28 protein-coding genes and 1 pseudogene are annotated in these 25,946 nt (G+C 72.7%); 16 read left to right on the top strand and 13 right to left on the bottom strand.

Annotated features, from left to right (window positions below; genetic code table 11):
• Positions 1 to 12 precede the first annotated feature (12 nt).
• Positions 13 to 1,596 (top strand): apolipoprotein N-acyltransferase, encoded by a 1,584-nt coding sequence (lnt, locus tag QSK37_RS22640; protein WP_285624510.1) that lies wholly within the window; start codon positions 13 to 15, stop codon positions 1,594 to 1,596.
• A gap of 3 nt (positions 1,597 to 1,599) precedes the next feature.
• Positions 1,600 to 2,352, top strand: coding sequence for a polyprenol monophosphomannose synthase (locus QSK37_RS22635; protein ID WP_285624507.1), 753 nt, complete (start codon positions 1,600 to 1,602; stop codon positions 2,350 to 2,352).
• A 67-nt stretch (positions 2,353 to 2,419) separates the two neighbouring features.
• Here QSK37_RS22635 and QSK37_RS22630 read toward each other — a convergent pair whose 3' ends face one another.
• Positions 2,420 to 2,935, bottom strand: a complete 516-nt coding sequence (locus QSK37_RS22630; RefSeq protein ID WP_285624505.1) for a MarR family winged helix-turn-helix transcriptional regulator — start codon at positions 2,933 to 2,935, stop codon at positions 2,420 to 2,422.
• Positions 2,936 to 3,007: 72 nt separating this feature from the next.
• On the opposite strand from QSK37_RS22630, the gene QSK37_RS22625 reads away from it, so the two are divergent.
• Together QSK37_RS22625 and QSK37_RS22620 are read left to right on the top strand one after the other, a co-directional pair.
• Positions 3,008 to 3,382, top strand: coding sequence for a VOC family protein (locus QSK37_RS22625; RefSeq protein WP_285624502.1), 375 nt, complete (start codon positions 3,008 to 3,010; stop codon positions 3,380 to 3,382).
• A gap of 74 nt (positions 3,383 to 3,456) precedes the next feature.
• The gene (locus QSK37_RS22620) at positions 3,457 to 3,981 is read left to right on the top strand and encodes an FxsA family protein (RefSeq protein WP_285624499.1); all 525 of its coding nucleotides are present in this window, start codon (positions 3,457 to 3,459) and stop codon (positions 3,979 to 3,981) included.
• Between the two features lie 93 nt (positions 3,982 to 4,074).
• Here the strand turns inward: QSK37_RS22620 and QSK37_RS22615 are convergent, their stop codons facing one another.
• The 3 genes from QSK37_RS22615 to QSK37_RS22605 form a co-directional block, all read right to left on the bottom strand.
• A complete protein-coding gene (locus QSK37_RS22615; RefSeq protein ID WP_141963948.1) occupies positions 4,075 to 4,419 on the bottom strand; it encodes an RNA polymerase-binding protein RbpA in 345 nt (114 codons plus the stop codon).
• 119 nt (positions 4,420 to 4,538) lie between these two features.
• On the bottom strand, positions 4,539 to 5,957 hold the full coding sequence (locus tag QSK37_RS22610; protein WP_285624497.1) for an MFS transporter: 1,419 nt from the start codon (positions 5,955 to 5,957) through the stop codon (positions 4,539 to 4,541).
• Between the two features lie 260 nt (positions 5,958 to 6,217).
• Positions 6,218 to 7,018 (bottom strand): glycerophosphodiester phosphodiesterase family protein, encoded by an 801-nt coding sequence (locus QSK37_RS22605; RefSeq protein WP_285624494.1) that lies wholly within the window; start codon positions 7,016 to 7,018, stop codon positions 6,218 to 6,220.
• Between the two features lie 212 nt (positions 7,019 to 7,230).
• Here QSK37_RS22605 and QSK37_RS22600 point away from each other — a divergent pair, with 212 nt between their 5' ends.
• Positions 7,231 to 7,443, top strand: coding sequence for an EF-hand domain-containing protein (locus QSK37_RS22600; RefSeq protein ID WP_285575525.1), 213 nt, complete (start codon positions 7,231 to 7,233; stop codon positions 7,441 to 7,443).
• Positions 7,444 to 7,466: 23 nt separating this feature from the next.
• Here QSK37_RS22600 and QSK37_RS22595 read toward each other — a convergent pair whose 3' ends face one another.
• Together QSK37_RS22595 and QSK37_RS22590 are read right to left on the bottom strand one after the other, a co-directional pair.
• Complete coding sequence (locus QSK37_RS22595) at positions 7,467 to 8,009, bottom strand: TrmH family RNA methyltransferase (RefSeq protein ID WP_285624491.1); 543 nt, start codon at positions 8,007 to 8,009, stop codon at positions 7,467 to 7,469.
• Entirely contained in the window at positions 8,006 to 8,617 is a 612-nt protein-coding gene (locus QSK37_RS22590; protein ID WP_285624487.1) for a class I SAM-dependent methyltransferase, read from the bottom strand. Before QSK37_RS22590 ends, QSK37_RS22595 begins: the two co-directional genes overlap by 4 nt.
• A 107-nt stretch (positions 8,618 to 8,724) precedes the next feature.
• Between QSK37_RS22590 and QSK37_RS22585 the strand changes: the two are divergent.
• Together QSK37_RS22585 and QSK37_RS22580 are read left to right on the top strand one after the other, a co-directional pair.
• A pseudogene (locus QSK37_RS22585) lies at positions 8,725 to 8,841 on the top strand (histidine kinase dimerization/phospho-acceptor domain-containing protein); the annotation flags it as partial.
• Between the two features lie 284 nt (positions 8,842 to 9,125).
• Positions 9,126 to 9,575: a hypothetical protein gene (locus tag QSK37_RS22580; RefSeq protein ID WP_285624485.1), complete on the top strand. Its 450-nt coding sequence runs from the start codon at positions 9,126 to 9,128 to the stop codon at positions 9,573 to 9,575.
• Positions 9,576 to 9,583: 8 nt separating this feature from the next.
• On the opposite strand, the gene QSK37_RS22575 is transcribed toward QSK37_RS22580, so the two are convergent.
• Genes QSK37_RS22575 through QSK37_RS22565 form a run of 3 tightly spaced genes read right to left on the bottom strand, consistent with a single transcriptional unit; the run spans position 9,584 to position 12,497 of the window.
• Positions 9,584 to 10,531 (bottom strand): VWA domain-containing protein, encoded by a 948-nt coding sequence (locus QSK37_RS22575; protein ID WP_285624483.1) that lies wholly within the window; start codon positions 10,529 to 10,531, stop codon positions 9,584 to 9,586.
• Complete coding sequence (locus QSK37_RS22570; protein WP_285624480.1) at positions 10,528 to 11,496, bottom strand: DUF58 domain-containing protein; 969 nt, start codon at positions 11,494 to 11,496, stop codon at positions 10,528 to 10,530. The genes QSK37_RS22575 and QSK37_RS22570 overlap by 4 nt, the downstream gene beginning before the upstream one ends.
• Entirely contained in the window at positions 11,493 to 12,497 is a 1,005-nt protein-coding gene (locus QSK37_RS22565) for an AAA family ATPase (protein WP_285575544.1), read from the bottom strand. The genes QSK37_RS22570 and QSK37_RS22565 overlap by 4 nt, the downstream gene beginning before the upstream one ends.
• A 132-nt stretch (positions 12,498 to 12,629) precedes the next feature.
• Here QSK37_RS22565 and QSK37_RS22560 point away from each other — a divergent pair, with 132 nt between their 5' ends.
• The 5 genes from QSK37_RS22560 to QSK37_RS22540 all read left to right on the top strand — a co-directional run bounded on the left by QSK37_RS22560 (position 12,630) and on the right by QSK37_RS22540 (position 17,690).
• Entirely contained in the window at positions 12,630 to 13,412 is a 783-nt protein-coding gene (locus QSK37_RS22560) for a hypothetical protein (protein WP_285624478.1), read from the top strand.
• Positions 13,413 to 13,483: 71 nt separating this feature from the next.
• Positions 13,484 to 14,116, top strand: coding sequence for a LysE family translocator (locus QSK37_RS22555; RefSeq protein ID WP_285624475.1), 633 nt, complete (start codon positions 13,484 to 13,486; stop codon positions 14,114 to 14,116).
• A gap of 257 nt (positions 14,117 to 14,373) precedes the next feature.
• Positions 14,374 to 15,000, top strand: coding sequence for a TetR/AcrR family transcriptional regulator (locus tag QSK37_RS22550; protein ID WP_285624472.1), 627 nt, complete (start codon positions 14,374 to 14,376; stop codon positions 14,998 to 15,000).
• On the top strand, positions 14,997 to 16,193 hold the full coding sequence (locus QSK37_RS22545) for an FAD-dependent monooxygenase (RefSeq protein WP_285624469.1): 1,197 nt from the start codon (positions 14,997 to 14,999) through the stop codon (positions 16,191 to 16,193). Before QSK37_RS22550 ends, QSK37_RS22545 begins: the two co-directional genes overlap by 4 nt.
• Positions 16,194 to 16,283: 90 nt before the next feature.
• Positions 16,284 to 17,690, top strand: coding sequence for an MFS transporter (locus tag QSK37_RS22540; protein ID WP_285624467.1), 1,407 nt, complete (start codon positions 16,284 to 16,286; stop codon positions 17,688 to 17,690).
• On the opposite strand, the gene QSK37_RS22535 is transcribed toward QSK37_RS22540, so the two are convergent.
• Complete coding sequence (locus QSK37_RS22535; protein ID WP_285624465.1) at positions 17,636 to 18,703, bottom strand: tyrosine-type recombinase/integrase; 1,068 nt, start codon at positions 18,701 to 18,703, stop codon at positions 17,636 to 17,638. The genes QSK37_RS22540 and QSK37_RS22535 overlap by 55 nt on opposite strands.
• A gap of 389 nt (positions 18,704 to 19,092) precedes the next feature.
• On the opposite strand from QSK37_RS22535, the gene QSK37_RS22530 reads away from it, so the two are divergent.
• From QSK37_RS22530 to QSK37_RS22520, 3 genes are all read left to right on the top strand, one after another.
• On the top strand, positions 19,093 to 21,144 hold the full coding sequence (locus QSK37_RS22530; RefSeq protein WP_285624462.1) for an AfsR/SARP family transcriptional regulator: 2,052 nt from the start codon (positions 19,093 to 19,095) through the stop codon (positions 21,142 to 21,144).
• 20 nt (positions 21,145 to 21,164) lie between these two features.
• Positions 21,165 to 22,349, top strand: coding sequence for a hypothetical protein (locus QSK37_RS22525; protein ID WP_285624460.1), 1,185 nt, complete (start codon positions 21,165 to 21,167; stop codon positions 22,347 to 22,349).
• A 105-nt stretch (positions 22,350 to 22,454) separates the two neighbouring features.
• Positions 22,455 to 22,811, top strand: coding sequence for a DUF488 domain-containing protein (locus QSK37_RS22520; protein ID WP_285624456.1), 357 nt, complete (start codon positions 22,455 to 22,457; stop codon positions 22,809 to 22,811).
• Between the two features lie 76 nt (positions 22,812 to 22,887).
• On the opposite strand, the gene QSK37_RS22515 is transcribed toward QSK37_RS22520, so the two are convergent.
• Positions 22,888 to 24,114, bottom strand: a complete 1,227-nt coding sequence (locus QSK37_RS22515; RefSeq protein WP_285624453.1) for an MFS transporter — start codon at positions 24,112 to 24,114, stop codon at positions 22,888 to 22,890.
• Positions 24,115 to 24,271: 157 nt separating this feature from the next.
• On the opposite strand from QSK37_RS22515, the gene QSK37_RS22510 reads away from it, so the two are divergent.
• Positions 24,272 to 24,418 (top strand): hypothetical protein, encoded by a 147-nt coding sequence (locus tag QSK37_RS22510; protein WP_285624450.1) that lies wholly within the window; start codon positions 24,272 to 24,274, stop codon positions 24,416 to 24,418.
• 486 nt (positions 24,419 to 24,904) lie between these two features.
• Here QSK37_RS22510 and QSK37_RS22505 read toward each other — a convergent pair whose 3' ends face one another.
• Positions 24,905 to 25,081 (bottom strand): hypothetical protein, encoded by a 177-nt coding sequence (locus QSK37_RS22505; protein WP_285624447.1) that lies wholly within the window; start codon positions 25,079 to 25,081, stop codon positions 24,905 to 24,907.
• A 162-nt stretch (positions 25,082 to 25,243) separates the two neighbouring features.
• Complete coding sequence (locus QSK37_RS22500) at positions 25,244 to 25,942, bottom strand: MerR family transcriptional regulator (RefSeq protein ID WP_285624445.1); 699 nt, start codon at positions 25,940 to 25,942, stop codon at positions 25,244 to 25,246.
• Positions 25,943 to 25,946 lie beyond the last annotated feature (4 nt).

Below are 25,946 nucleotides of genomic sequence, written 5' to 3'. Positions count from 1 at the left end.
CGAGGAGCGTTGGTGGCGCAGGACATGCTCGCCGAGGAGACCCCCGGCGTCGCCGATGAGTCCCGTCGGCGAGGTTTTCTCCCACGACTGCGACGACCGGCCCTGGCGGTTCTCGCCGGGCTGCTGCTCGCCGCGGCCTTCCCCCCGATCGGTTGGTGGCCGCTCGCGCCGGTGTCGGCCGCGGTGCTCGCCCTCCTCCTGCGCGGCCGCCGCCCGCGCGCCGCGACCGGGCTCGGCATGCTGTACGGGCTGGCGTTCTGCTTCCCGCTGTTCGAGGGTCTGCGCCCGGTCGGGATCGACGCCTGGCTGGCCCTGAGCGTCTTCGAGGCGCTCTACTTCGCGCTGCTGGGCACCGGCATCGCCCTGGCCACCCGGCTGCCCGGCTGGCCGCTGTGGACGGCCGCGCTGTGGATCACCGAGGAGTTCGTCCGCGGCCGGGTGCCGTTCGGCGGCTTCCCCTGGGGGCGGCTGGCCTTCAGCCAGACCGCCTCGCCCTACACCGGCTACGCCCCGCTCGGCGGCGCGCCGCTGATCAGCTTCGTGGTCGCGCTCACCGGCGGGCTGCTGGCCGCGTCCGCGCTGGCGCTGTGGCGGCGGCGCGCGGCGTCTCCCGGCGCTGAGCCGGCCGGGCCGCGCGGCGTGGCCCTCATGCTGGCCGGGGTGCTGGTCCTCGGCGTGGCCGGCGTCTTGGTGCCGCGGCCCTCGGGCGGCAGGCCGGTGACGGTCGCGGTGGTCCAGGGCAACGTCCCGCGCGCCGGCCTGGACTTCCTCGGCCAGCGCGAGGCCGTCCTGGACAACCACGCACGGGAGACCCACAAGCTGGCCGAGGAGGTACGCCAGGGCAGGCTCTCCCGGCCCGACATCGTGATCTGGCCGGAGAACTCCAGCGACCTGGACCCGTACCAGGACCCCCAGGCACGCCAGGTGATCGACGCGGCCGTCCGCGACATCGGCGTGCCGGTGCTGGTCGGCGCCGTGATCGACCACGGTGACGGCGAGCACGTGGAGAACCGCGGCATCGTGTGGGACCCCAAGACCGGCCCCGGCGCCTACTACGTCAAGCGGCACCCGCTGCCGTTCGGGGAGTACATCCCGATCTTCCGCGGCTTCCTGCGCAAGGTGATCACCCGCTTCGACATGGTGGGGGAGTTCGTCAAGGGCCGCTCGGCCGGCAACCTGCGCCTCGGGCCGGTGAAGATCGGTGATGTGATCTGCTTCGAGGTCGCCTACGACGGCCTCGTGCGCGACGTGGCGGCCAACCCGCTGCTGGTCGTGCAGACGAACAATGCGACATTCGGGCGGACCAGCCTGCCGCCGCAGCAGTTCGCGATGTCGCGGCTGCGGGCGGTCGAGCACGGCCGCACCATGCTCGTGGCCTCGACGAGCGGCATCAGCGGCATCATCACCCCCGACGGCCGCGTGCTGGATCGTTCGACGGAATTCACACCGGCTGTGCAGGTCGAGCGCGTACCCCTGCGCTCGTCGCGTACGCTTTCCGATCATCTCGGCGCTACCCCCGAATGGGCGCTGGCGCTGCTTGGGTTCGCGGCGGCGGCCGTCGCCGCCTGGAGGACACGGACGAGCAGGGGGACCTAGCGGGTGGAGACCACGGAGGGCGTCGGACGGGTTCTCGTGATCATCCCGACGTATCAGGAACGCGACAACGTCGAGAGCATCGTCGGGCGGGTCCGCGCGTCCGTGCCGCAGGCCGAGGTGCTGGTGGCCGACGACGCGAGTCCCGACGGCACCGGGGAGATCGCCGATCGCCTCGCGGCCGAGGACGACCATGTGCACGTGCTGCACCGCGCGGGCAAGGAAGGTCTGGGCGCGGCGTACGTCGCGGGGTTCCGGTGGGGCCTCGAGCGCGGCTTCGACGTGCTGGTCGAGATGGACGCGGACGGCTCGCACCAGCCGGAGGAGCTGCCCCGGCTGCTCAGCGCGCTGGAGGACAACGACCTGGTGATCGGCTCGCGGTGGGTCCGCGGCGGCCGGGTGGAGAACTGGCCGAAGAAGCGTGAGGCGCTCTCGCGCGGCGCGAACACCTACTCGCGGCTGCTGCTGGGCTTCCACGTCCACGACTCGACCGGCGGCTTCCGCGCCTACCGCGCCACGACGCTGCGCAAGATCGGCATCGACGACGTGACGTCGCAGGGCTACTGCTTCCAGGTCGACCTGACGCTGCGCACCGTACGGGCGGGGCTGAAGGTCGCCGAGGTGCCGATCACGTTCGTCGAGCGCACCCACGGGGCGAGCAAGATGAGCCGCGACATCATGGTCGAGGCGTTCGTGAAGCTCACCCGGTGGGGCGTGGAGGGCCGCCTGGGCCGCCTGGCGGGACGCGACCCCTCCTGAGGCGCCCGCGCCGCCGTGACGACGCGGAACCTTACTACGTAAAGGCGGCCGGCGTGGACGCGTCGCCTCACGCGCCCTGCTCGTCGGCGAGCCGCCGCAGATAGCCGGCGAAGCGTTCCCGGTCGGCGTCGTCCCAGCCGGCGGTGAGCTCGGCGAAGGTCCGGCGCTGCCACCGCCGGGAGCCCTCCAGCAGTGCGCGGCCTTCGGCGGTCAGGCGCAGCGACGCGCGCCGGCGGTCGCGCTCGGCGGCGGAGCGTACGAGGTAGCCCGCGGCGACCGCGTCGCGGACCATGCGGCTGGCGCCGGAGTGGTCCAGGCCCAGCCGGCGCGCGATCGTGCCCACGTCGGCGTCCGCCGCGCCCTCCGCCGCCTCCACGGTGAGGATGTGCTGGACGTGGCGTGCCTGCCCGGTCAGCTCCTCGGCGGCCAGGCCGCTCCAGCGGCGGGACCAGAACCGCACGAGCCGGAACAGGGCCGGTCCGCCGTTCTCGAACCCGCCGTTCTCGAACCCGCCGTTCTCGAACCCGCCGTTCTCGAACCCGCCGTTCTCAAGCCCGCTGTCATCGGTCTCATCGGAACGCATGACGCCATCCTAATGCGTGCGATTCGCATGTATATTTGCATGCGAATCGCATACACCTGGAGGAGTGGCGTCATGCCCGTCCTGCTGAACCACCTGATCGTGCCCGCGACCGACCGGCGCGCCTCGGCCGCGTTCCTCGCGGACCTGCTGGGCCTGCCCGGGCCCGGCGCCGACACCGGCCCGTTCACGCCGGTGCGGATCAACCACGACCTCACCTTCGACTTCGACGATCGGCGCGGGGCCACGCCGGGCCACTACGCCTTCCTCGTCGACGACGCCACGTTCGACGGCGTCCTGGCGCGGCTGCGGCGGGCGCGGGAGATCGCGTTCGGCTCGGGGACGGCGAACGGCTGGGACCGGGAGGTGAACCATCTCGGCGGCGGGCGCGGCGTCTACGTCCGCGACCCTGACGGCCACAGCTACGAACTGTTCACCGCGGTTCCGTGACAGTGGCCCCGCCGCGGGCCTCCGATGCGGGGCGCCGCGCGCGAACCACGCGCCGGGCGGGTCACAATGGAGCCATGCTTCGCGCGACGCTGGTCATCGCCTTCCTGGTGGTTCCGGTCCTGGAGATCTATGTGATCCTTCAGGTCGGTCACGCCATCGGCGGATGGCCCACGGTGGCTCTGCTGATCCTGGAGAGCGTGCTCGGCGCGTGGATCATACGCAGGGAAGGGCGGCGGGCCTGGCGTGCGCTGACGGAGGCGTTCCGCCAGGGCGGGCTGCCCGACCGCGAGCTGGCCGATGCCGCGCTGGTGCTGGTCGGCGGCGTTCTGCTGCTCACGCCCGGCTTCCTCACCGACGTCGCGGGGCTGCTGTTCGTGCTGCCGTTCACCCGCCCGCTGATACGCCGGCTGCTGGCGGTCTACGTCGGCCGCCGCGTCCGCGTCGCGCAGAGCCGCGCAGCGGCCTCATTCGAGGGCTTCGGCGGCATGGCCCGCCCCCGGCACGAGCCGGGCCCGCAGAGCGGCTCTGCGGGCGGCACGGACACCGGTCACCGGGTCGTCCAGGGCGAGGTGATCGAGGAGGACCGTGATCCGCGCTGAGCGGCCGGCCGGGCTCCGGCGGAGGAGGGACGACGGCAACGGGCCGCGCCACCGAGGGGTCTGGCGGCACGGCCCGTCAACGATCGTTTCGGCTTATGCGGTCTTCCTGCGCTGTGCCCGCAGCACGGCCAGGCGTTCGGCGAGGACCTCCTCCAGGTCCTCGATCGAACGACGCTCCATGAGCATGTCCCAGTGGGTGCGCGGGGGCTTGCCCTTCTTTGACTGCGGCATTTCCCCGTCGACCATCAGGGCCGTGGCGCCGCAGCTCCGGCACTCCCAGGTCATCGGCACCTCGGCCTCGGCGGCCAGGATGACGGTGAACCGGTGGCCCTTCGGGCAGTCGTACATGACCTCCTGACGGGGTGCCAGGTCGGTGTTTCGGTCGTTCTCGTAGCTTGTGGCTCCGAGTCGGGTGCCGCGAAGTGCGCGCTCGGCCATCGTGACGTGCCTCCCAGACGGCTTGCGTTCTCGTTAGTGGAGCAACGCTGGATACCGTCACAAGATTCCCGCCTCAGAGCCGGTCCAACCCTGTGGTTTTCGCTCGTCCGCGCGGCGGCTCAGACGCGGCGGGGGAGGGGATTGCCGGCTTCGCGGACGCCGCGGGGGACGTCCACGGCGACCAGCAGGACGAAACCGACCACGAAGAAGATCACGAGGGAGACGATCGCGCTGCGGTAGCTGTCGGTCAGCTGCAGGGCGAACGCGAACACCAGCGGGCCGATCCAGCTGGTGCCCTTGTCGCTGATCTCGTAGAACCCGAAGTACTCCGCGGTGCGCCCGCGCGGCACCAGGTGGGAGAACAGCGACCGCGACAGGGCCTGCGTGCCGCCCATGACCATGCCGATGACGGCGGCCAGGACGATGAACTGCGTGATCGAGCCGCGTTGCAGCGTGTAGCTGACCACCACGACCACCGTCCAGGCGACGAGCGAGGCCAGCACGACGCGGCGGGTGCCGTACCGGTCGGCGAGCCGGCCGAGCAGCAGCGCCCCGCCGAATGCCACGAACTGCACCAGCAGCACCGCGCCGATCACGACGGACTGGCCGAGGTCGAGCTCCTGCGTCGCGTACGTCGCCGACAGCGTGATCACGGTCTGCACGCCGTCGTTGTAGATCAGGAACGCCAGCAGGAACAGCAGCGTGACCGGCCGGTTGCGCAGGTCCTTGAGGGTGACGCCGAGCTGGGCGAACCCGGCCCGTACGGCGCCGAACGCGCTCTCGCCCGTACGGGCCCGGCGGTGGTCGCGCAGGCGGCGCAGCGGGATGAGGGTGAAGGCGGCCCACCACACGCCGGCCGAGGCGAGGCTGATCCGCACCGCCATGGCCTGCGACAGCCCGAAGGAGTCGTGCAGCAGGTACACCACGAGGTTGAGGGCGAGCAGCAGCCCGCCGCCGAGGTAGCCGAAGCCCCAGCCGCGGGAGGAGACCGCGTCGCGTTCGTCGGGGCCGGCGATGTCGGGCAGGAAGGCGTTGTAGGCGACGTCGGCGCAGCCCAACGCGATGTTGGCGAGGATGAACAGGCCGGCGGCGAGCAGGTAGCGGCCGCCGGAGGCGAAGAACAGGCCCATCGTGGCGAACGCGCCGAGGTAGGCGAACAGGGCCAGGGTGCCGCGTTTGCGGCCGGTGTGGTCGATGAGGGCGCCGGTGACGGGCAGCAGCAGGACCTGGGCGATCACCGAGACGGTGACGGCGAAGGGGAAGACGGCCTTGGCGCGGACGTCCAGGCCCAGCGGGTGGACCCAGCCGTGCGCGTCCGCGGCCGCGCCGGCGACGGTGCTGAGGTACGGGCCGAGGAAGACGGTCACGACCGTGGAGGAGAAGGCGGAGTTGGCCCAGTCGTAGAAGTACCAGCCGCGCCGTTCGCGGCGCAGGGTGTCCGGAGCCGCCACGGTGCCGGTCACGGCGGCGGGTGTGCCGGCGGGTGTGGCGTGCGGGCCGGTGCGGACGGATTCGCCCGCGGCACCGGTGTCGGTCACGGGGCCTCCTTCGTCGGAGGGTGTGACCACCGGGCCGTGTTTTCGGTTCCCTCGCGTCGCTCGGTCACGGGGCCTCCTTCGTCGGAGGGTGTGACCACCGGGCCGTGTTTTCGGTTCCCTCGCGTCGCTCGGTCACGGGGCCTCCTTCGTCGGGAGGTGTGACCACCGGGCGGTGTCTTCGGTTCCTTCGGCCACGGGACCTCCTTGGTGGGGAGGGTGTGACCACCGGGGCGTGTTTCCGGTTCCCTCGCTTCGCTCGGTCATGTGGTGGCCGTCGCCCACAGGCCGCGGGACCTCATCAGGTCCCGGAGGGTCTCGATGTCGTCGGTGATGATGCCGTCGACGCCCAGGTCGAGCAGCCGCGCCATCTCGGCGGGGTCGTTGACGGTCCAGGCGTGGACCTTCAGACCGAGGGAGTGCGCGCCGGCGAGGAAGGAGGGGGTGATGAAGCGGGTGCCGCCGAACCGGTAGGGCACCTGCGCGCACGGCGCGCCGGTCGCGGCGGTGCGCAGCAGCGCCGACAGCGGCCCGGCGACGGAGTGGGCGCGCAGCGCGGCGACGCCGCGGGGGCCGAGCGCGGTGCACACGTCGCGGCCGGCGAGCAGCCGCATGCGGGCGCGTACGTGTCTCAGCCGCCGGGAGGAGAAGGAGGTGACGCACACGCGGTCCCACGCGCCGGTGCGGCGCAGCACCTCGGTGAGCGGGCCGATCGCGCTCTCGGCCTTGACGTCGATGTTGAGGCGGGCGGCCGGCCAGGTGCCCAGGACGTCCTCCAGCCGCGGGATCGGCTCGCGTCCGCCGATGCGGGCGGCGGCGACCCTGGCGTAGGGGAGGCGGGCGATCTCGCCGGGACGTCCGGCGACCCGCTGCAGATCGGCGTCGTGGAAGGTGAGCAGCACGCCGTCGGCCGTGGCCCGTACGTCGGTCTCCAGGTAGCGGTAGCCCAGGTCGATGGCGCGACCGAACGCCGCCATGGAGTTCTCCAGGCCGTTCAGGGAGCCGCCCCGGTGGGCGAACGGGATGGGCCCGGGGTGATCGAGGAACACAAACTCCGGTGACACCTGTTCGAGTATGGCGGCTCGGCGGCGTGAAAGGCGATTCACCACTCACCTTACTTCGTAAAGGCGCGGGCTTGTGTCCGCACACCCTGATGACATCGGCAAAGCCGATCGCCGGGACCTCGTGTCCATGTCTTCTGGGTTACGGCTTTTGGACTAGGTTGTCGTGCGCTGCGGCCGGCGGTGGCCGCGTCTCCGAGCAGGAAGGCTTGATCATGGCGGACACCAGCGCCTACGCGGCGACCTTCGAGATCGTCGATGTGAACAAGGACGGGCACATCTCGGCTCCCGAGCTGAAGCAGCTGATGAAGGCCCTCGGTGAGGACATCACCGACGAGACGGCCGCGGAGGTCGTCCAGCGGATGGACTCCAACGGGGACGGTGAGATCTCGCTGGAGGAGTTCTCCACCTACATGTCACAGGGCTGACCCGCGCCGGCGCCGTGGCGAGGTCAGCGGGCCCACTCACGGCGCCGGGTCTCGGCCAGCGCGATGGCGGTGGCGACCGCGACGTTGAGGGAGCCGACGCGCCCGATCTGGGGGATGTAGGCGACCGCGTCGGCGGCGCCGAGCAGGGCGGGGGAGCAGCCGTGGTCCTCGCCGCCGACCGCCAGGCACACGTCGCCGTCCAGCGGCGCCTCGTGGAGGGGGAGCGCGTCGGAGGTCAGCTCGATCGCGACGATGCGGAACCCGGCCTCGCGCGCGGCCCGTACGGCGTCGGGGACGGGCACGGCGGGCTCCCAGGGGACGAGCCGCTCGGTGCCCAGTCCGGTCTTCTGGGCGCCCGGGTGGGTCGGGGGAGTGGCGTTGCCGGCCAGCCACAGGTGTTCGACGCCGAACGCCGCCGCCGACCGCATGATCGATCCGACGTTGAACGGCTGGGTCACCGACTCCACGAGCAGGCCGAGACGGCTCTCGGTACGGCGCCGCCAGCCGCGGTTGAGGCGTTTGACGTCGGTGGCGCGCAGCTGCCTGCGGGCGTCGGCGGTGGTCACGGTGTGTCCTTCTCGGGGTTGGTGACGGCCAGGACCCGGTAGCCGGCGCGTGAGGTGAGGCGCTCGGTGGGCCATCCCCGGTCCTGCAGCCAGCGTTGCAGGGAGTCCGAGCCGAGGTTCTTCTGCACGACCAGGTGGGCCCGGCCGCCGGGGACCAGGCGGGGCAGCCAGGTGTCCAGCAGCGCGTGCAGGGCCGGCTTGCCGACGCGGATCGGCGGGTTCGACCAGATCGCGGCGAAGCGGGTGCCGGCCGGTACGTCCTGCTCCAAGCCGAACCTTACATTGTCAAGGCCGGCGGCGTGGGCGTTGTCCCGCCCACATTCCAGTGCTCGTTCGTTGACGTCCACACCCCAGACGATCGCCTGCGGCGATCGCGCCGCCATGGTCAGGGCGATCGGCCCGTACCCGCAGCCGAGGTCGAGCAGGTCGCCTTCGGGGGGAGGGGCCGGCACGCTGTCGAGCAGGACGCGTGTGCCCAGGTCGACGCGGTCAGGGGAGAACATGCCCCGGTCGGTCGCCAGCCGGAAGTGCAGATCGGGCAGGACGAGGTCCACGGTGCCCGGCCGGCTGCGCGCCTGCGGACGCCCGGCGAAGTAGTGCTCCCCCACGTCGGCCGACCGTACCAGCGCTACGGCGCGGACGTGACCTCACCGACGACGGCCGGGCGGCCGGCGCGCGCCGGCGGGGTGGTTTCCGCCTTGGTCTTCTCGTCGATTCCTTCGACGCCCAGCGTCACTTCGTCGCCAACGCCTCCCACGAGCTGCGCACGCCTTTCGCCGGGCTGCGGACCCTCCTCGAGGTCACCCTCGCCGATCCCGACGCCGACGCCGACGCCGGCACTCAGCATTCGGCCTGCCGGGAGGCCCTCGACCTCGCGGTCGCCGGAGGAGCGCTCGTCTCCCGCCGCGACGGCGTCGGTCTCGGTCTCGCCATCGTCGACGCCGTCGCCCAGGCCCACCACGCCGCCCTCACCGCCGGCGCGCGCCCCGAGGGCGGCCTGTCCATCACCGTACGGTTCGCGCAGGCATCTCCTGTGGATCTCGTGGGGGTGGCATCAGGGGCGAGTCGGGGGAATCCCTGATGGCGTTCCGGGCCCGGAGGACGCATCATCGCGATATGACGTATCAACCGGATGTACCGAGCCGTTCGGACTCGACCTGGATCGCGATGTCGGCCGCCTCCCAGGGGCCCTGGGCGGTCGCGCTGGCCGGGGGAGCGGTGGCGGGCGGCGCCGATCTCGCGCTGCACCTGCTCGGCGGTCACCTGAGCCTCGCCGGGCCGCTGTCGTTCGGGCTCGCGGTGTTCTTCCTCATCGGCGCCGGCGGCGCGCTGCTGCGCCGCGGGTATGACCGTACGCGGGCGTGGGCGCAGCAGCACCCGTGGTCCTACGCGCTGGTGCCGGCGGCCGGGACGGCGGCGACGGTGTTCGCGACCTTCTTGTTCCTCAGCGGCGACGGCCTGTTCGGCAGCCTCTGGGAGGGGCTGAGCGACGGCCTCGGCGTGCTGCTCCTGCTCGGGATCATCGGGTACGTCGCGCGCGGCGTACGCCCCGCCTCACGCCGCTGAGACCCGCCTCAGGGCAGCCGCTGGAACCACACCAGCGACAGGCCGCCGGCGGCGAGGGCGAACAGCAGCGCCACGAGGATGTACTGCGAGGCCGCCTCCTGGCGTTCGATGCGGTACCCGAGCGAGCTGCCGATGTGCCGGTAGACCTCCGACAGCTCCGACCCGGCCTGCGCCTCGTAGGCCTTGCCGGCGGTGTCGTTCGCGAGGTTGCGCAGCGTCGCCTTGTTCACCTGCACCGGCACGGTCTCCCCGTCGATGTCCACGATCCCGTACGGGGTGCCGAAGGCGATCGTGGAGACGGGGACCTTCGCGGCGCGGGCGGCGGTGGCGGCCTCCATGACCGACCGGCCGCTCTGGTTGTCACCGTCGGACAGCAGCACGATGTGCGAGGGCGGCGGGTCCTCGTTGGCGCGGGCGTCGAACGAGCGGATCGACTGCAGCGAGGTGAACACCGCTTCGCCGATGGCGGTGCCCTTGCCCAGTTGCAGCCCGTCGATGGCATGGCCGACCGCCTCGCGGTCGAACGTCGGCGCGACCACCGCCGAGGCGCTGCCGGAGAAGCTGACCAGGCCGACGTTGAAGCGGATCGGCAGGTCCTGCACGAACTTCTTGGCGGCGGCCTTGGCCGCGTCGAGCCGGCTGGGCGCGACGTCGGTGGCCTTCATCGACAGCGACACGTCGATCGCCACGATGATGGTGGCGCGTTCGCGGGGGACCTTCACCGGCTTGGCCGGGCGGGCGAACCCGACGGTCATCAAGATGACCGACAGCAGGAACAACAGCGCGGCGACGTGGCGGCGCCAGCCGGGGCGGCGCGGCGCGACCCGTGACAGCAGCGCCAGGTTCGTGAAGCGGACCGCGGCCTGCCGGCGCCGCGCCTGCACGACCAGGTAGAGACCGATGAGCACCGGGACGAGGGCCAACAGCCAGAGCCGGCCGGGGGACAGGAAGGTCATGCGCGGCTCCGCTGCGGGTGAGCGCGCCCGGCGACGCGGCGCTGTTGCAGCGCGAAGCGGGCGACGTCGCTGATCCAGTCTCGGTCGGTGCGCAGCACGAGGTGCGCGGCCCCGCAGCCGCGGATGGCCTCACGGGTGCGGGCCCGCTGCTCGGCGGCCGCCGCGGCGTACCGTGCACGGACCCTCTTCGAGAGGATGATCTCCCGTACCTCGCCGGTCTCCGGGTCGGTCATCATCACCGGGCCGACGTCGGGCAGGTCCAGCTCACGCGGATCGATGATCTCCACGGCGACGACCTGGTGGCGGGCGGTGAGCCGCCGCATCGGACGCGCCCACGCCGGCTCACCGTCGCCGGTGCGCTCCTGGTCCAGGAAATCGGAGATCACCACCCGCAGGCCGCGTTTGAACTGCCCGCGTGCCAGGCTCGTGAGCCCCTCGGCCAGCGACAGGCCCGGCCCGCCGCCGGGATCGGCGCGCGGCGCGTCCAGCAGCGCCTGCAACAGTGCGTACATCGCCGTGCGGCCCGTACGGGCGGGCCAGCGCCGCAGCCCCCCTCCGTGGGTGACGTAGGCGCCGACACGGTCACCGAGGCGCGTGGTGAGGAATCCGATCGCGGCCAGCGCGGCCACGACCAGGTCGCGTTTCTCCATGGCCGCGGTGCCGAAGTCCATGCTGGGGGACAGGTCGGCCAGCGCCCAGACCTCCAGTTCGTGGTCGGCGATCAGGTCACGGACGTGCGGGACGGTGGTGCGGGCGGTCACGGCCCAGTCCATGTGCCGTACGTCGTCCTCACCGGGCTGGTACAGGCGGGCCTCGGCCAGGTCGCTGCCGGGCCCGGGCAGCATGCCCAGGTGCTCGCCGTGCAGCAGACCGTCCAGCCGGCGGGTGACGGCCAGTTCGAGCCGCCGCAGGGACCGCTCGGGAGCCAGCTCACCGAGCCTGTCGGACCTCCTCGCACCGGTCATGAAGCGTATTCGCTGTTCCACACGACACGCGGCGGCGGCACGGCCGTCAGGATCCGCTGGACGATGCCGACCGGGTCGATGCCGTCGGCGATGGCGTCGAAGGACAACAGGATGCGGTGCGACATCACGTCGACGGCCACGTCGCGTACGTCGTCGGGCAGCACGTAGTCACGGCCCCGCAGCAGCGCCAGGGCCCGCGCGGAGGCGACCAGGCCCAGCGTCGCGCGGGGACTCGCGCCGATGTCGATGACGCCCTGCAGATCGGACAGGTGGTACTGCTCGGGTTCGCGGGTGGCCATGACGAGCCGCACGATGTAGTCGGCGACCAGTTCGTGCACGGCGATCTCGTCGGCGGCCTTCTGCAGGCCGATGAGACTCCCCGGATCGAGGATCTGCGTCGCGTCGGGCGGATCGACGCTCATCCGCTGCAGGATCTGCATCTCCTCGGTCGCACCCGGATAGGCCACGTTGACCTTCATCAGGAACCGGTCACGCTGCGCCTCGGGCAGCGGGTAGACGCCCTCGGACTCGATGGGGTTCTGGGTGGCGATGACGACGAACGGCCGCGGCAGCGGGTGGGTCTTGCCGCCGAGGGACACCTGGCGTTCGGCCATGACCTCCAGCAGCGCCGACTGCACCTTGGCGGGCGCCCGGTTGATCTCGTCGGCGAGGACGAAGTTGACGAAGACCGGGCCGCGCTCCACGTCGAACTGCTCGGTCGAGGGATGGTAGATGCGCGTGCCGACGATGTCGGAGGGCACCAGGTCCGGGGTGAACTGCAGCCGCGCGAACGACCCGCCGACCACGGTCGCGAGCGTGCCCACGGCCAGGGTCTTGGCGACGCCGGGAACCCCCTCGAGGAGGCAGTGGCCGCGGGCGAGCAGAGCGATCACCATGCGTTCGACCATGTGTTCCTGGCCGACGATGACCTTCTTGACCTCGGCCACGCTCTGCTGCAGCAGCGCCGCGGCCTGATCGATGTCCCCTACAGCGATGGTCATGTAGTCCCTCAAGGTCAGGGTCTCGTGCAGCGCCAACGTGCACGACCTTATGCGATCTGACTGAAGACCCGCCGAGCGCCGAGACTGTTAGTGTGTCGCGCCAGGCCGCAGGCGAGGGGAGGCGGGCCGCACATGCCCAAGCCGCTGCAGGTCGGGGACCCGGCCGAGCTCGGGCCGTTCCGGCTGGAGTCGCGCCTGCACGAGTCCGCCGCCGGCATCGTCTATCTGGCCGTGGACCCGCAGGGGCGCCGGGTGGAGGTGGCGCTGCTGACCACCGCCGCCGCCGGCGACGCGGCCGCCCGCGACCGGTTTCGCGCCGCGGTGGAGGCCGAGTCGCCGCGGGTGGGCGCCTTTCCGTCGGCCGCGCGCCCGGCCGATCCGGGCGGCCCGTCCCCGGTGGTGGCGGCGCTGTCCGACGGCGGCGCGCCGTGGGTGGCCACGGCGCACGAGGAGGGCCGTGCGGGGGCCGAACGCTTCTTGAAACCGGTGCTGCTCGAACGCGGCTGGGGGATGGGCCGGCGCCTGCGCGGCGGCCCCAGCTTCCAGCAGTACTGGCTGTCCGGCCCGAAGGGCCCGGCGCTGCAGCCGCCCCCGGCGCCGGCCACCGTCCCGGCAGCCGCGCGCGACAGCAAGGGCCTGGCGGCGGCGGTCGCGTCGCTGGCGGCGCTGCTGGTCTTGCTGGGGCTGCTGGTCCTGCTGCTGTACTCCTGTGAGCCGTCCCCGAAGCCGCCGAAGCCGACGGAGGTGCCCACGACGGTGCCGGTGCAGCCACCCCCGCCGCCGCAGCCGTCACCGTCCAGCCCCCTCCCGTCACCGTCGCCGTCGGGCAAGAAGTCCAAGACGCCGCAGCCGTCCCGAACCGGCGGGCCGGGGACGATCAATCCCGCCGCGCACGGCGGCCCGGTGGCCCCGTAAGGCTTGGTAACCGCCCGGCGGCCGGGGAAAACGTGCTTGCCCGCGCGAACGGACCGGGTCAGCATGAGGTGATGATCCAGACACTGTTCGCCTTCGCCGGCGCCGCGATCGTCGTCGCCCTCGTCCCGGGGCCGAGCACCGCGGTGATCGTGCGCCAGTCGGTCACCGGGGGCCGCCGCGCGGGCGTGGCGGCGATGCTCGGCAACGAGACCGGCGTCGTGCTGTGGGGGCTGGCGGCCGCGTTCGGGCTGACCGCGCTGCTGCTGGCCTCCCGGATCGCCTATGACGCGATCCGGATCGCGGGCGCGGTGTTCCTGGTGTGGATGGGCGTACGGGCGCTGTGGTCCGCCCGCCGCCGGCCCGCGACGCAGCCGGGGGAGACGGGGGAGCGGGCGGTGCCGGTGTCGCGGTGGCGGGCCTACCGCATGGGCCTGCTGACCAACGCCGCCAACCCCAAGGCGGGCGTGTTCGCGGTGTCGTTCCTGCCGCAGTTCGTCCCGCACGGCGCGCCGGTCCTGCCGGTGCTGGTGGTGCTGTCCCTGGTCTGGGCGCTGATCGACATGGTCTGGTACCTGAGCCTGATCTGGCTGGCGGGCCGCGCCGGGCGGGCGCTGGGCCGCCCGGCGGTACGGCGGCGGCTCGAGCAGGTGTCCGGCGTGGTGCTGGTCGGCCTCGGCCTGCGGCTCGCGGCGGAGTCCCGCTAGGCCCCTCCGCACGCGCTTCCGCGCCAGGCGGTGTCCGACGCCCGCCGTCCCCGTACGGACGAGTGAGGGTTATCCACAGGGCTTTCCACAGATCGGCCGGGGAAATCACCACCTATGGGGGTACCGCGGCGCACTTACCCACCGGGTTTCCACAGCCACTGTGGAAACCGGTCTCATGGTCCTGACCAGCACCACTCTTGTCATCCGCCGGTCGCGTGCTAGTTTGGGCAATCGTCCAATACGATCGCCCAGGGCGAATGACCGAGAAGGCGGGCACGATGAACGCGACGGCGGCGGACCGCGGGCGTGAAGCGCGCCGGCGGCTGCTGGAAGCGGCGGCCGAGCTGATCGCCGAGCGGGGCTGGGCCGCGGTCAGCACCCGGATGCTGGCCGAACGGGCCGGCGTGGCCCCCGGCGTGGTGCACTACCACTTCTCCTCGGTCCAGGCCCTGCTGACCGAGGCCGCCCTGGCCGTGATGCACGACCTGGTCGAGCAGGCCGGCGCGGGCATGGAACGCGCGCACATGCCCGGCGAGGCACTGGGCCTGATGATCGACTTCCTGACCGCCTACGACGGCCGGGACCCGGTCTCGCTGCTGTTCGCCGAGACCTATCTGGCCGCCGGCCGCGACGAGGACCTGCGCCGGTCCCTGGGCGAGGTCGTCACCGACTTCCGCCGGGCGCTGGCCGGCCGGCTCGCCGAGCACCAGGTTCCGGCGCCCGACGCGACCGCCGCGGTGCTGGCGGCCGCGATCGACGGCATCATGCTGCACCGCGCGCTCGGCCCCGGCCCGGACGCGACGGACCTGACGGCCGTCCTGCGCCGCCTCGTCGCCCCCACCGAACCCGGACCCCCCGCCACGGAACAGGGAGACACCCCATGAAGGTGATCATCTGTGGAGCCGGCATCGCCGGCCTGGCCCTCGCCGAGCGCCTCCACACTCTCGGAGCCGCGGTCGTGGTCGTGGAGAAGGCGCCCGGCCCCCGCACCCAGGGCTACATGATCGACTTCTTCGGTCCCGGCTACGACGCCGCGGAGGCCATGGGCGTCCTGCCCCGCATCCGCGAGCTGGGACACCACGTCGAAGAGATGACCTACCGGGACCGGCACGGCCGCCGCCGCGCCGGCATGCGCTTCGCCCGGTTCGCCAAGATCGTCGACGGGCGCCTGATCAGCATCATGCGCCCCGACCTCGAACGCGCGCTGCGCGACCACGTCCCCGCCGGCGTCGAGATACGCCACGCCACCACCGTCACCGGCATCGACAACCGCGCCGACGGCGTCACCGTCACCCTCACCGGCGGCACCACGATCGACGCCGACCTGCTGGTCGGCGCCGACGGCATCCACTCGACCGTCCGCGACCAGACCTTCGGACCCGAACGTCGGTTCCTGCGTTACCTGGGCTTCCACACCGCCGCCTACTCCTTCGACGACGCCGGCGTCCACGCCCAGGTGGCCGGCCAGTTCTGCCTCACCGACACCGTCGACCGGCAGATGGGCTTCTACGGCCTCCGCGGCGAGCGCGTCGCCGTCTTCACCGTGCACCGCACCGCCGACCCCTCCCTGCCGGCCGACCCTCGCGCCGCGATCCGCCGCGAGTACGGCACGCTCGGCTGGGTGGCGCCACGCGCCCTGGCCGCCTGCCCGCCACCCGAACACGTGTACTACGACCAGGTCGCCCAGATCGACATGCCGGCCTGGACCCGGGACCGCGTCACACTGATCGGCGACGCCGCCCACGCCGTGTCCCTCCTGGCCGGCCAGGGCGCCTCACTCGGCATCACCGGCGCCTACGTCCTGGCCGAACACCTGTCCCACGCCAAGACCATCGAGACCGCGCTGGACGGCTACGAACGGACCCTGCGGCCGGTGGTCACCGACAAACAACAGGTGGCCCGCAACGGGACACGCTGGTTCATCCCCGCCACCACCACACAGCTCCACATCCGGCGAGCCGCCCTCAAACTGGCCCGCGTCCCCGTCATCGACCGTTACGTCGCCGCGGCCCTCGCCGGCAAGTCCACCGGCATCATCGACCGCCCACTCGGGCCCGCGTCACCGGCCACGACGTAGCCCCGCATCTCACGAGCCGGACACGCATTGGCCCGATCGGCGGCCGAAGTGATTTCATACGCGGCACCCCGACGCACATGGAGCCCGCCCGTGCCCCAGGAGCCGACCAGCCGATCGATCAGCGCCCGCCTGGACCGCCTCCCGCTCACGCGCTGGCACTGGGCGCTGATCGTCGTCGTCGGCCTGGGCAGCTTCTTCGACCTGTACGAGGTCTTCCTCGGCGGCGTGCTCGGCGCCGTCCTGACCGACCGGTGGCAGCTCGGCACGAACGAGAAGTCCCTCGTCATCGCCTCCGCGTTCGCCGGCATGTTCGTCGGCGCGATCGCGCTCGGCATCGCCGCCGACCGGCTCGGCCGCCGCCGCATGTTCCTGATCAACCTCGGCCTGTACTCCCTGTTCTCCCTCCTCACCGCGTTCGCTCCGAACCTGGACCTCTTCCTGCTGCTGCGGTTCCTCGGCGGGCTGGCGCTCGGCGCCGAACTCACCCTCGTCGACACCTACCTCAGCGAGTTCATGCCACGCCGCGCCCGCGGCCGCTGCATCGCCTGGGCCTACACCATCGGCTTTTGCGGCGTGCCGGTCGCGGCGTTCCTCGGCGGCCGGTTCGTCGCCGACGAACACCTGCTGATCGACGGCTGGCGCTGGCTCCTGGTGTTCGGCGCGGCCGGCGCGCTCATCGTGTGGATCCTGCGCGCACGCCTGCCCGAGTCACCGCGCTGGCTGCTCGCCCAGGGCCGCCCCGACCAGGCCGAAGCCGTCGTCGCCGACGCCGAACGTGCCGCCGCGGCCGGAGGAGGCCCGCTGCCGCCCCTGGAGGACATCCCCGACGAGCCCGTCACACGGCTGTCCCTCGCTCGGATGTTCGGCGAACCGTACCGCCGCCGCACCGTCATGCTCTGGGGCTTCCAGATCCTGCAGACCGTCGGCTACTACGGCTTCGGCTCCCTCGCCCCGGTCGTACTCGGCGCCAAGGGCTTCGACGTCGTACAGTCCCTCGGCTACGCCGCCCTCACCTTCCTCGGCTACCCGATCGGATCCGCCGTCTCCGTACCGATCATCGAACGCGTCGAACGCAAATGGCTCATCGTCGGATCCGCGCTCGTCATGGCCGCCACCGGCCTGATCTTCGGCTACGCCCGCGACGCCGCGCTGATCGTCACCGCCGGGTTCCTGCTCACCTGCGCCTCCAACGTCTTCTCCAACGCCTTCCACACCTACCAGGCGGAGATCTTCCCGACCGGCATCCGCAGCAGCGCCATCAGCGTCGCCTACTCCCTGTCCCGCGCGACCTCCGCCGTGCTGCCGTTCGTCGCCCTCAACGCCCTGGACCACCTCGGCGCCGGCACCGTCTTCACCGGCTCGGCCGTCATCCTGGTCATCCTCTGCCTCGACGTGGCGATCCTGGGCCCCCGCAGCACCGGCCGTGGCCTCGACACCGCCGCTCAGTCCGCCGACACGTCTCCCGGCTCGGGCGACGTGGCGCCCAGCAGCGGATGAGCGCGCATCGCCGCCTCCAGCTCACCCGGCAGATCGTCACGGTAACGACCCAGCGTGGACAGATCCGAATGACCCAGCACCCGGCGTACCGCGTCCATGTCGGTCGCCGCGGCGAGCAGATGCGTCGCGGTGGTGTGCCGCAGACCGTGCGGAGTCACCCCACGCCGGTACTCCGGGTCGACCCGCGCCAGCACCCGGTCGATCACCGCCTGCACGTCACCGCGCGCCAGCCGCCGCCCCCGCCACGACAACAGCAGCGCGTTCCCACCCGCCTCCCGGGCCCGCCGTACGGCCAGATGCGCGTCCAGGACCTCCGCGACCTCACGGGGGAGCGGCACGTCCCGCGTCGTGCCTCCCTTGCCGAAGATCCGCCAGTAACGCACCCCGTCGTTGACGTAGAAATGGTCGACGTCGGCGCGGACCAGCTCCGACACGCGCGGCCCGACCGTCGCCAGCAGCAACACGATCAGCGCGTCCCGCAGCTCCGTACGCTGATCGGCGCGCTTACCCCCCTCCGGTGGTGATGCCACGGCCAGCTCCCGCGCCGTACCCAGCAGCCCCTCCGCCTGCTCACGCGTCAACGCCCGCCGCTCCGCCCGCAGCCCGCCCCGCCGGCGCGGCACCACCGTCGCCGCCCGCATCGGATCCAGCTGCACCCAGCCCGCCACCGTCGCGTGACGGAAGAACGCCGACACCGACCGGCGGAACCGGCTCTGTGACGCGCCGCTCTGCACCGCCTCGGCCTGCCCCGCCCCAGCGGCCGCGCGAGACGCCCCACGCCGCCCGTCGGGCTTGGAGGCGAACCGCAACAGCACCTCATCGACGTCCTCACCGGTCAGATCGTCCAGCACCCGGTCACCACCGGCCAGCACCGTGAACGTCCGCACGTCACGCGCGTACACCTCGGCCGTACTCGGCGCCAGCGCACCGGTGACGGTCTTGGCACGGACCATGTCGATATAACGATCGGCCGCCTCATCGACGGTGAGACGGCGGACGTCGGCAGGGCGCATTGCCCAGAAGTTAGCGGCCCCCTCCGACATTTCCCGAACCGGAGCGGTGCGGTCCCCGGCCGGGGACCGGTGACCTGCCGGCGGTGGCCGGTGCCGGGGGCGCGCCACCCGGCCGCGTCGGCCTTCCGGAGCACTCCCGCGACGCTGCGGCCGCCATCGCAGCCGACGAGCCAGCGCGCCGCGTACTCGCGCTCACCGTCCGGCGCGACGGCCGAGACCGTGACGCCGCGCCGGACCTCCACGCCGGACCTCCACGCCGAGCGTGGACAGCACTGAAGGGAGCCGCTCATACGCCGTACACGCGACGCTGACAGGAGGGCACACGACGCTCACACCCCCGTCCTCGCCGTGATTTGGGGACTCGACGGTGCGCGCGCGAAGATCGGGAGATGGACGGGGATGCGCGGCTTCGCGTCACGCTGCTCGGCGACTTGCAGACGTCTCGCGGCGGCGTCGCCGTGCCCGTCCCGGGCGCGCGGCTGCGGCGCCTGCTCGTACGGCTGGCACTCGCCGGCGGGCGCACGGTCGACCAAGGCGCCCTGGTCGACGCGATCTGGGCCGAGGATCCGCCGGCCGCCCCCGCCCACGCCCTGCAGGCCCTCGTCTCGCGGTTGCGCCGGACCCTCGGCTCGGCCGGCGACGTCACGCAGGCCGCGGGCGGCTACCGGCTGGAGGCGGATGCGACCGACGTGGACGCGCTGCGGTTCGAGCGACTCGCCGCCGCCGGCCGTGACCGCCTGCACGCCGGCGACCCGAACGCCGCAGCGGCCGTGCTCGGCGAGGCCGTGGCACTGTGGGGCGACCGTCCCGGCGCCGAGCCAACGGTCGTCGCCGCGGTGGCGCCCGCCGCCGCGACCCGGCTGGCCCACACCTCGGCCGAGGCCGTCGCCGACCTCGCCGCCGCCGAGCTGTCCCTCGGCCGCGCCGACGCGGCCGCCACCCGCCTGACCGCTCTGCTTGCCGAGCATCCCGTCCACGAGCGGGCGGCCGCGCTGCTCATGGACGCGCTCTCCGCCCAGGGCCGCCAGGCCGAGGCCCTGGCCTGCTACGAGCGGGTCCGCGAAACCCTGGCCGACGTCCTCGGCACCGACCCGGGCGCCGCCCTGCGCGAGCGCCACCTGCGCCTGCTGCGCGCCGAGCGCCCCGCCCCGGCCGCCGACGCCGCGCAGACCAGGCGAAGTAACCTGCCCGCGCCGCTCACCAGCTTCATCGGGCGCGACGACGACCTCGCCCGGATCGGCACGCTCCTCGCCGCCGGGCGCCTCGTCACCGTCCTCGGCCCCGGTGGCGCCGGCAAGACCCGCCTCGCCGTCGAGGCCGCCCGCCGCCACCGCCACGAGTACCGCGACGGCGCCTGGCTGATCGACCTCACCTCGGTCACCGAGCCGGCCAAGGTCGGCGCGGCCGTGCTCGCCGGGATCGGGCTGCACGGCGGCGCGATGTTCGAGGCCCGGACGCGGCTCGAGGGCGACGAGCTGGACGTCCTCCTCGACCGGCTCGGCGGCCGGGAGACCCTGCTGCTGGTCGACAACTGCGAGCACCTGATCGACGCCGTCGCTCACCTGATCGCGGCACTGCTGGCCCGATGCGCCGGGCTGCGCGTGCTCGCCACCAGCCGCGAACCCCTCACGGTCGACGGCGAGGCGCTGGTGCCGCTCGGCCCGCTCGCACTGCCCGGACCGGACGACGGCGTCGAGCAGGCCCGGCGGGCGGCGTCGGTACGCCTGTTCACCGAGCGGTCCGCGGCCGTGCGCCCGGGCTTCGACGTGGACGAGACGACGCTGCCCGAGATCCGGCGGGCGGTCCGCGGCCTGGACGGGATGCCGCTGGCGCTGGAGCTCGCCGCGGCCCGGCTGCGGACGCTGTCCCTGCCCGAGCTGGCCGACGGGCTGTCCGACCGATTCCGGCTGCTCACCACCGGAAGCCGCACCGCGCTGCCCCGGCACCGCACCCTGCGAGCGGTCATCGCCTGGAGCTGGGACCTGCTGAGCGAGCACGAGCGTACGGTCGCCGAACGCGTCTCGATCCTGCCCGGCGGCGTCACACCGGCCTCCGCCACCGCGGTCTGCGCCGGCACCGCGGTGCCGGCCGCCGAGATCCCCGAGCTGCTCGCGGGCCTGGTCGACCGGTCGCTGCTGCAGCTCGCGCCCGACCCGGGCCGCTACCGCATGCTGGAGACGCTGCGCGAGTACGGCACCGACCGCCTGACCGAGACGGGCGACCTCGGCACCGTCCGTGACCTGGCCGCCGGCCACTTCGCCGAGCTGATCGCCCGGTACGACCCGCAGCTGCGCGGACCCGGCCAGCCGGCCGCCATGCGCGTCATCAGCGCCGAGTACGACAACGCGCTGGCCGCAGCGCCGAGTACGACAACGCGCTGGCCGCCCTACGCCGGCGATGCGACACCGGCGACGCCACCGCCGCGACCGCTCTCGCCCTGAACCTGACCTGGTACTGGCAGATGTCCGGCCGGCACTCCGACGCGGCCTACTGGCTGGGCGAGGCACTGGCGGTACCCGGCGCCGAGCCCACGCCCGACCGCGACTGCGCCCACGCGATCCACCTGATCAACCGGGTCATCACCCGGCCGGAAACGACCGCCGACGACCAGGCGCGGATACGCGAGCTGGCCGACCGGCTCCTCACATACCCGCAGCTGCCCGGCCCGTACGGCGCGCTCACCGCGCTCCCGCTCGCGTTCCTCCAGGAGGAGAAGACCACGCTCGCGCTCACCGAGCACCTGGCCGACGGCGACGACATGTGGCTGTCCGGACTGGCCCGCATGTTCCGGGCCCAGTCCGCCGAGAACAGCGGCGAGCTCGACGGGATGCGCGCCGACGTGGAGGCGGCCCTGGCCTGCTTCCGGCAGGTCGGCGACCGCTGGGGCCAGGCCACCGCGCTGCCGATGCGCGCCCAGCTGCGCCAGTACGACGGCGACCTCGACGGCGCGCTGGCCGACCTGCACGAGGCACGGTCGCTGGCCGGTGAGTTCGGCCCGGTCAGCCTCGATGACGAGGTGTTCAGCGACCTGCGCTGGATCGACCTGCGGCTGCGGCGCGGTGACACCGACCGGGCGATCGCGGTGATCGAATCGGCCCGGGAACGGGCGCTGCGCGCGAGCGCGCCGGAGATGCCGGCCCTGGTCGACGCGTGGGAGGCCGCCTTCCGGGTGCGGCTCGGCGACCTGGACCGGGCACGGGACCTGCTCGACGACGCCGAACGGCGTCTGGGCGGCGACATCACGTTTCCCGGCGCCCACGCACGGACGCTGACCGACGGCGTACGGGCCTCGCTCTGCCTGGAGACGGGTGACCTGACCGGCGCGGAAAAAGCACTCGAAAAGGCGTACGCGGCGGCGCTGGAGACCCGGGACCTGCCGATCCTGTCCGTGGTGGCGGTGAGTACGGCCGCGCTCGCCGAGGCGTACGGGCGGCATCACGAGTCGGCCGTCCTGCTCGGCGCCGCCTCCCGGCTGCGCGGCGCGCACGACCGTACCGATCCGCAGGTGCGCGAACTCACCCGCCGAGGGCGCGCCGCGCTGGGCGAAGAAGCCTTCGCCGCAGCGTACGGGAAGGGCTGGGCGCTGGACGGGAGGACGGCCGTGACCGAAGTCGACCCGGCCCGCCTGCGCCGGGAACCCGGATGAGGACCAGGGGCCCTCGACGAGCGTGGCCGGCGATACACGAGGTGCTCCGGCGGGAAGGACGGTCCCTGGCGCCGACGGGCGGCGCCGTCGACGCGGAGGTGGTAGGTGCGCGAGGTCGGCGTCGTACGGATCTACGACGAGGTCACGGCGGGGGAGTACCGGGTGCTGGTCGACCGGGTCTGGCCGCGCGGCGTCTCCAAGGAGGCCGCGCACCTGGACCTGTGGCTGAAGGACGTCGCGCCGTCGACGGAACTGCGGCGCTGGTACGGCCACGACCCGGAGCGGTACGAGGAGTTCCGCCGCCGCTACGAGGCCGAGCTGGCCGACCCTCCCGCCGCCGACGCGCTGCGGCGCTTGAAGGAGCTGGCGGCCGACCGGCGGGTCGTGCTCGTGACGGCCACCAAGGACGTGCCGCGCAGCAACGCCGCCGTCCTGGCCTCCCTCCTGAACCTTACTACGTAAAGCAGGTTGACTTTTTCCAGCGAACCAACACTCACGACACAAGAACATCCGCACCAGAGAGACAGGGGAGGGCCGGTCACCGAGCCGGCTGCGCACGGCGCAGCCGCGGAGAGCGCAGACCACCCAGCCCGGTGAGCGTGGCGGCACCGGCACAAACACCCAGAGTGAGCGCGGGACCGGCCACGGCGGCGACATTGCCCAAAGCGTTGTTCATCACCAGCAGAGCGGCGCTCTGCACCAGCGTCAGCAGCGCCTGCAGACGCGACAGGTGAGACTCGGGCGTGGTCGCGAGCACCAGAGGCGCGACGTGAGTGCTGAAGACCCCCGACCCCAGCCCGACGACCAAGGCACCTCCCGCCGCCACGACGGGGGAGGACGCGCAGGCGAGAAGAGCCGTCCCACACCCACCGATGATCAGACCGAGAGCGGCGGTCCGCCCCGGCCGCCCACTGCCGCCCCGGCCGGCGACGAGCACCGCGACACCGATGACGCCCAGGCTCTGCGCCGCCACGACGACCCCCGCCGCGCCCGGCCCCCACCCGCGATGCCGGGCCAGCAGAGGCACCAGCAGCGAGATGACCGGCAGCAACGCCCCGGCCGCGGCCGCCACCAGAACCAGGGCGGCACGCAACACCGGATCCCGCCACGCGACCCGAAGACCGTCGGCCACCTCCCGGAAGGCACCCGCGCGAACGACCGCCTTCGCGGTCTGCCGAGCGGGACGGACCGACACCATCACCCACAGCACGATCCCGAACGTCGCCGCGTCGAAGAGCGCGGCCCCGGGAAGGCCCACGGCCGCGACGATGAGGCCACCCAGCGAACCACCCGCCAGGGCGACCACCTGGCCGCCCGTCTGCCGCAGCGCGAGCGCCCTGGGCAGCTTCTCCGCTCCGACCAGCCGCCGGGGCATGGATCCGGACGCCGGCAGGTAGAAGGCGTCCACCACGCCGATCACCAGCCCCGCCCCGCCCAGCACCCAGGTCGCCGTCTCCCACCGGAATGCGACCAGCGCCAGCAGCACCGTCACGGCGATCATCACACTGTCGCCGATCAACATGATCCTCCGCGCGCCGAACCGGTCCCCGACGGCACCGCCGACCAGCAGAAACAGCGCCCGTGGCAGGTTGATCGCGGTCAGCACGAGAGCGGCGACGGACCCGCCGTGCGCGGACGCGGCCCAGCCCAGCGCGAAGTAGAGGACCACGTCACCGAGCATGGAGGCGAGCACTCCGGCGAGCCAGGCGAGGTAAGAGCGGGGGAGCCGGTCCCGGCCGGACGGCGGAGCCTCAACAGGCGTCATGGCCCGACACCGTAGGGGGAGGGACCGACAGCCGAGACGGGCCCGGGGGAGAGGTGTCGCCGCAGCGCGACAGATCCGGCGCCCCTGCTCGCCGGCACGTCGCATCGGCGGTAATCGCGCGCGCTCGACCCCGGACATCGAACACGCGGAGGCCACCATGACCATCGACGCGGTGGCGCAGGAACAGGCCGCGGCGCGCGTCGCCGATGCCGTACGGAGTGCCCAGACATCGGTGAATCTCCGCGGGCTCGGCCTCACCGCGATTCCCGCGTGCTGGCGATCCAGGAGGTCATCCGATATGTGAACCGCGTCGCGTACACCGTCTGCGGTCTGTTCTTCCGCGACGGCGTCGGCGACCGGCCGTTCGCCGCCGACCCGTGGGGGGCATCGAGCCTGACGCCGGATGGTCGGCCGCACCGGACCGGGTCTGGGCTCCGGTCGCCGACCATGCGCCGAACCTCACCGCCACCATCCGGGACCGCACACTGGCCCTGCTGACCGATCCAGACGGCCGGGCGGTTCTGGCCTACCGCGCCTGGCCGCGCGACCGCGACGACCCGGGCCCCAGCGGTGAACCCGATCGCGGTCGAACGGCTCGCCGACCCGGGCCACGACTCGTACCCGGAGATCGTCCTCGGCCCCGAACGGTTCATCGCGCAGGCCGGCCAGAACGACTACCAAGCGTTCCTGTTCGACCTCGACGTCCTGGACGATGCCGGGTGCCCGACCGTCGCGTGCTGGTCGTTCAAAGACGGGACTGGGTTGACGGCGCGGGCATCGGGATCGCCTTCTACTGACCGGCTCGAGCTGAGCCGACGCCCGCACGTCCGTCGAGTTCGCGGATCCAGCGCTGGATCTCCGCGGACCGGTCGACCCGGTCGAGGTCGTGGTGTGCCGCGACGAAGCGGCGGGCGGGAGGTTTGTCGTTCCAGTACCGCCCCTCCGGCGCGGCAGGCCGGACGAACACCTCCGCGGCGGAACTCGGTGTCGAGGTCCTCGGTGTTGAGGGAGAGGACCTCGTCCGCTCGGGTGACGGTCTCGTACAGCATCTGCCACAAGCACCCGTTCGCGCAGCGCGTTGCGGTCGTCGCGGAACAGAGCCTGCAGGCGGGCGCGGCCGATGGACCGGTCACCGCGGCGGACGGGCTTGCGCCGCTCCAGGCGCCGGGCCGGGTTGGTCGCCAGCAGTTCCTGCCGTTGCGCCCAGGTCATGAAGGACGTCAGAGCGGACAGGTGCCGGTTCCACGTCGCCGTCGCGGCGGCGTCCCAGCGGCCCATCGCTGATGGGGCGCACCCACTCGCCGACCGCCTGACCGGTCGCGCCCATCGCCTCCCCGAAAAACCGCCACGACCGGGGCACGTCCCTACCTTGGGGATTGCTCAGCGCCGGCACCCGCTGGGCAGGGCCCACCCACGGCGAGGCGGCCTCGGTAGACGTCGATCTGTGGTCGATGACCCTGAGGTTCTCCTGTCTCTCGGTGAGCTTGGCGGTCACGTCGGCGCGGTGGGCCTCCAGGAGGGCGAGCCGTTCCTGCTCGTTGCCGTACCCGCCGGACACGAGCTGGGCGTAGCGGCGGATGGTCTTGATGGGCATGCCGGTGGCCCGCAGCTTGGTGCAGACGACGATCCAGTCGAGGTCGAGCTGGTGGTAGCGCCGCCGGCCGCCGGCGGTGCGGCCGATGGGAGTTACGACCAGGCCGACGCGTTCGCAATAGCGCAGAGTGTGCACGCTGACCCCGGTACGGCGAGCGGCCTCGGCGACGCTCAGGTCCGTACGGGGGTCGGAGCGAGCGGGCCCGGATTCCGGCTGCGGCTTGACTTCGAGCACGCTC

The organism is Actinoallomurus iriomotensis, from assembly GCF_030269445.1.
Taxonomy (GTDB): domain Bacteria; phylum Actinomycetota; class Actinomycetes; order Streptosporangiales; family Streptosporangiaceae; genus Actinoallomurus; species Actinoallomurus iriomotensis.
The sequence above is the reverse complement of the archived record's forward strand: the minus strand, read 5'-3'. Positions and strand labels throughout refer to the sequence as shown.

Coding starts and splice junctions, on each gene's coding strand:
- QSK37_RS22630 (WP_285624505.1), bottom strand. CDS start 2,935: ATGCGTTCCGATGAGACCGATGACAGCGGGCTTGAGAACGGCGGGTTC.
- QSK37_RS22625 (WP_285624502.1), top strand. CDS start 3,008: ATGCCCGTCCTGCTGAACCACCTGATCGTGCCCGCGACCGACCGGCGC.
- QSK37_RS22620 (WP_285624499.1), top strand. CDS start 3,457: ATGCTTCGCGCGACGCTGGTCATCGCCTTCCTGGTGGTTCCGGTCCTG.
- QSK37_RS22615 (WP_141963948.1), bottom strand. CDS start 4,419: ATGGCCGAGCGCGCACTTCGCGGCACCCGACTCGGAGCCACAAGCTAC.
- QSK37_RS22600 (WP_285575525.1), top strand. CDS start 7,231: ATGGCGGACACCAGCGCCTACGCGGCGACCTTCGAGATCGTCGATGTG.
- QSK37_RS22580 (WP_285624485.1), top strand. CDS start 9,126: ATGACGTATCAACCGGATGTACCGAGCCGTTCGGACTCGACCTGGATC.
- QSK37_RS22575 (WP_285624483.1), bottom strand. CDS start 10,531: ATGACCTTCCTGTCCCCCGGCCGGCTCTGGCTGTTGGCCCTCGTCCCG.
- QSK37_RS22570 (WP_285624480.1), bottom strand. CDS start 11,496: ATGACCGGTGCGAGGAGGTCCGACAGGCTCGGTGAGCTGGCTCCCGAG.
- QSK37_RS22565 (WP_285575544.1), bottom strand. CDS start 12,497: ATGACCATCGCTGTAGGGGACATCGATCAGGCCGCGGCGCTGCTGCAG.
- QSK37_RS22560 (WP_285624478.1), top strand. CDS start 12,630: ATGCCCAAGCCGCTGCAGGTCGGGGACCCGGCCGAGCTCGGGCCGTTC.
- QSK37_RS22555 (WP_285624475.1), top strand. CDS start 13,484: ATGATCCAGACACTGTTCGCCTTCGCCGGCGCCGCGATCGTCGTCGCC.
- QSK37_RS22550 (WP_285624472.1), top strand. CDS start 14,374: ATGACCGAGAAGGCGGGCACGATGAACGCGACGGCGGCGGACCGCGGG.
- QSK37_RS22545 (WP_285624469.1), top strand. CDS start 14,997: ATGAAGGTGATCATCTGTGGAGCCGGCATCGCCGGCCTGGCCCTCGCC.
- QSK37_RS22535 (WP_285624465.1), bottom strand. CDS start 18,703: ATGCGCCCTGCCGACGTCCGCCGTCTCACCGTCGATGAGGCGGCCGAT.
- QSK37_RS22530 (WP_285624462.1), top strand. CDS start 19,093: ATGGACGGGGATGCGCGGCTTCGCGTCACGCTGCTCGGCGACTTGCAG.
- QSK37_RS22525 (WP_285624460.1), top strand. CDS start 21,165: ATGTCCGGCCGGCACTCCGACGCGGCCTACTGGCTGGGCGAGGCACTG.
- QSK37_RS22515 (WP_285624453.1), bottom strand. CDS start 24,114: ATGACGCCTGTTGAGGCTCCGCCGTCCGGCCGGGACCGGCTCCCCCGC.
- QSK37_RS22510 (WP_285624450.1), top strand. CDS start 24,272: ATGACCATCGACGCGGTGGCGCAGGAACAGGCCGCGGCGCGCGTCGCC.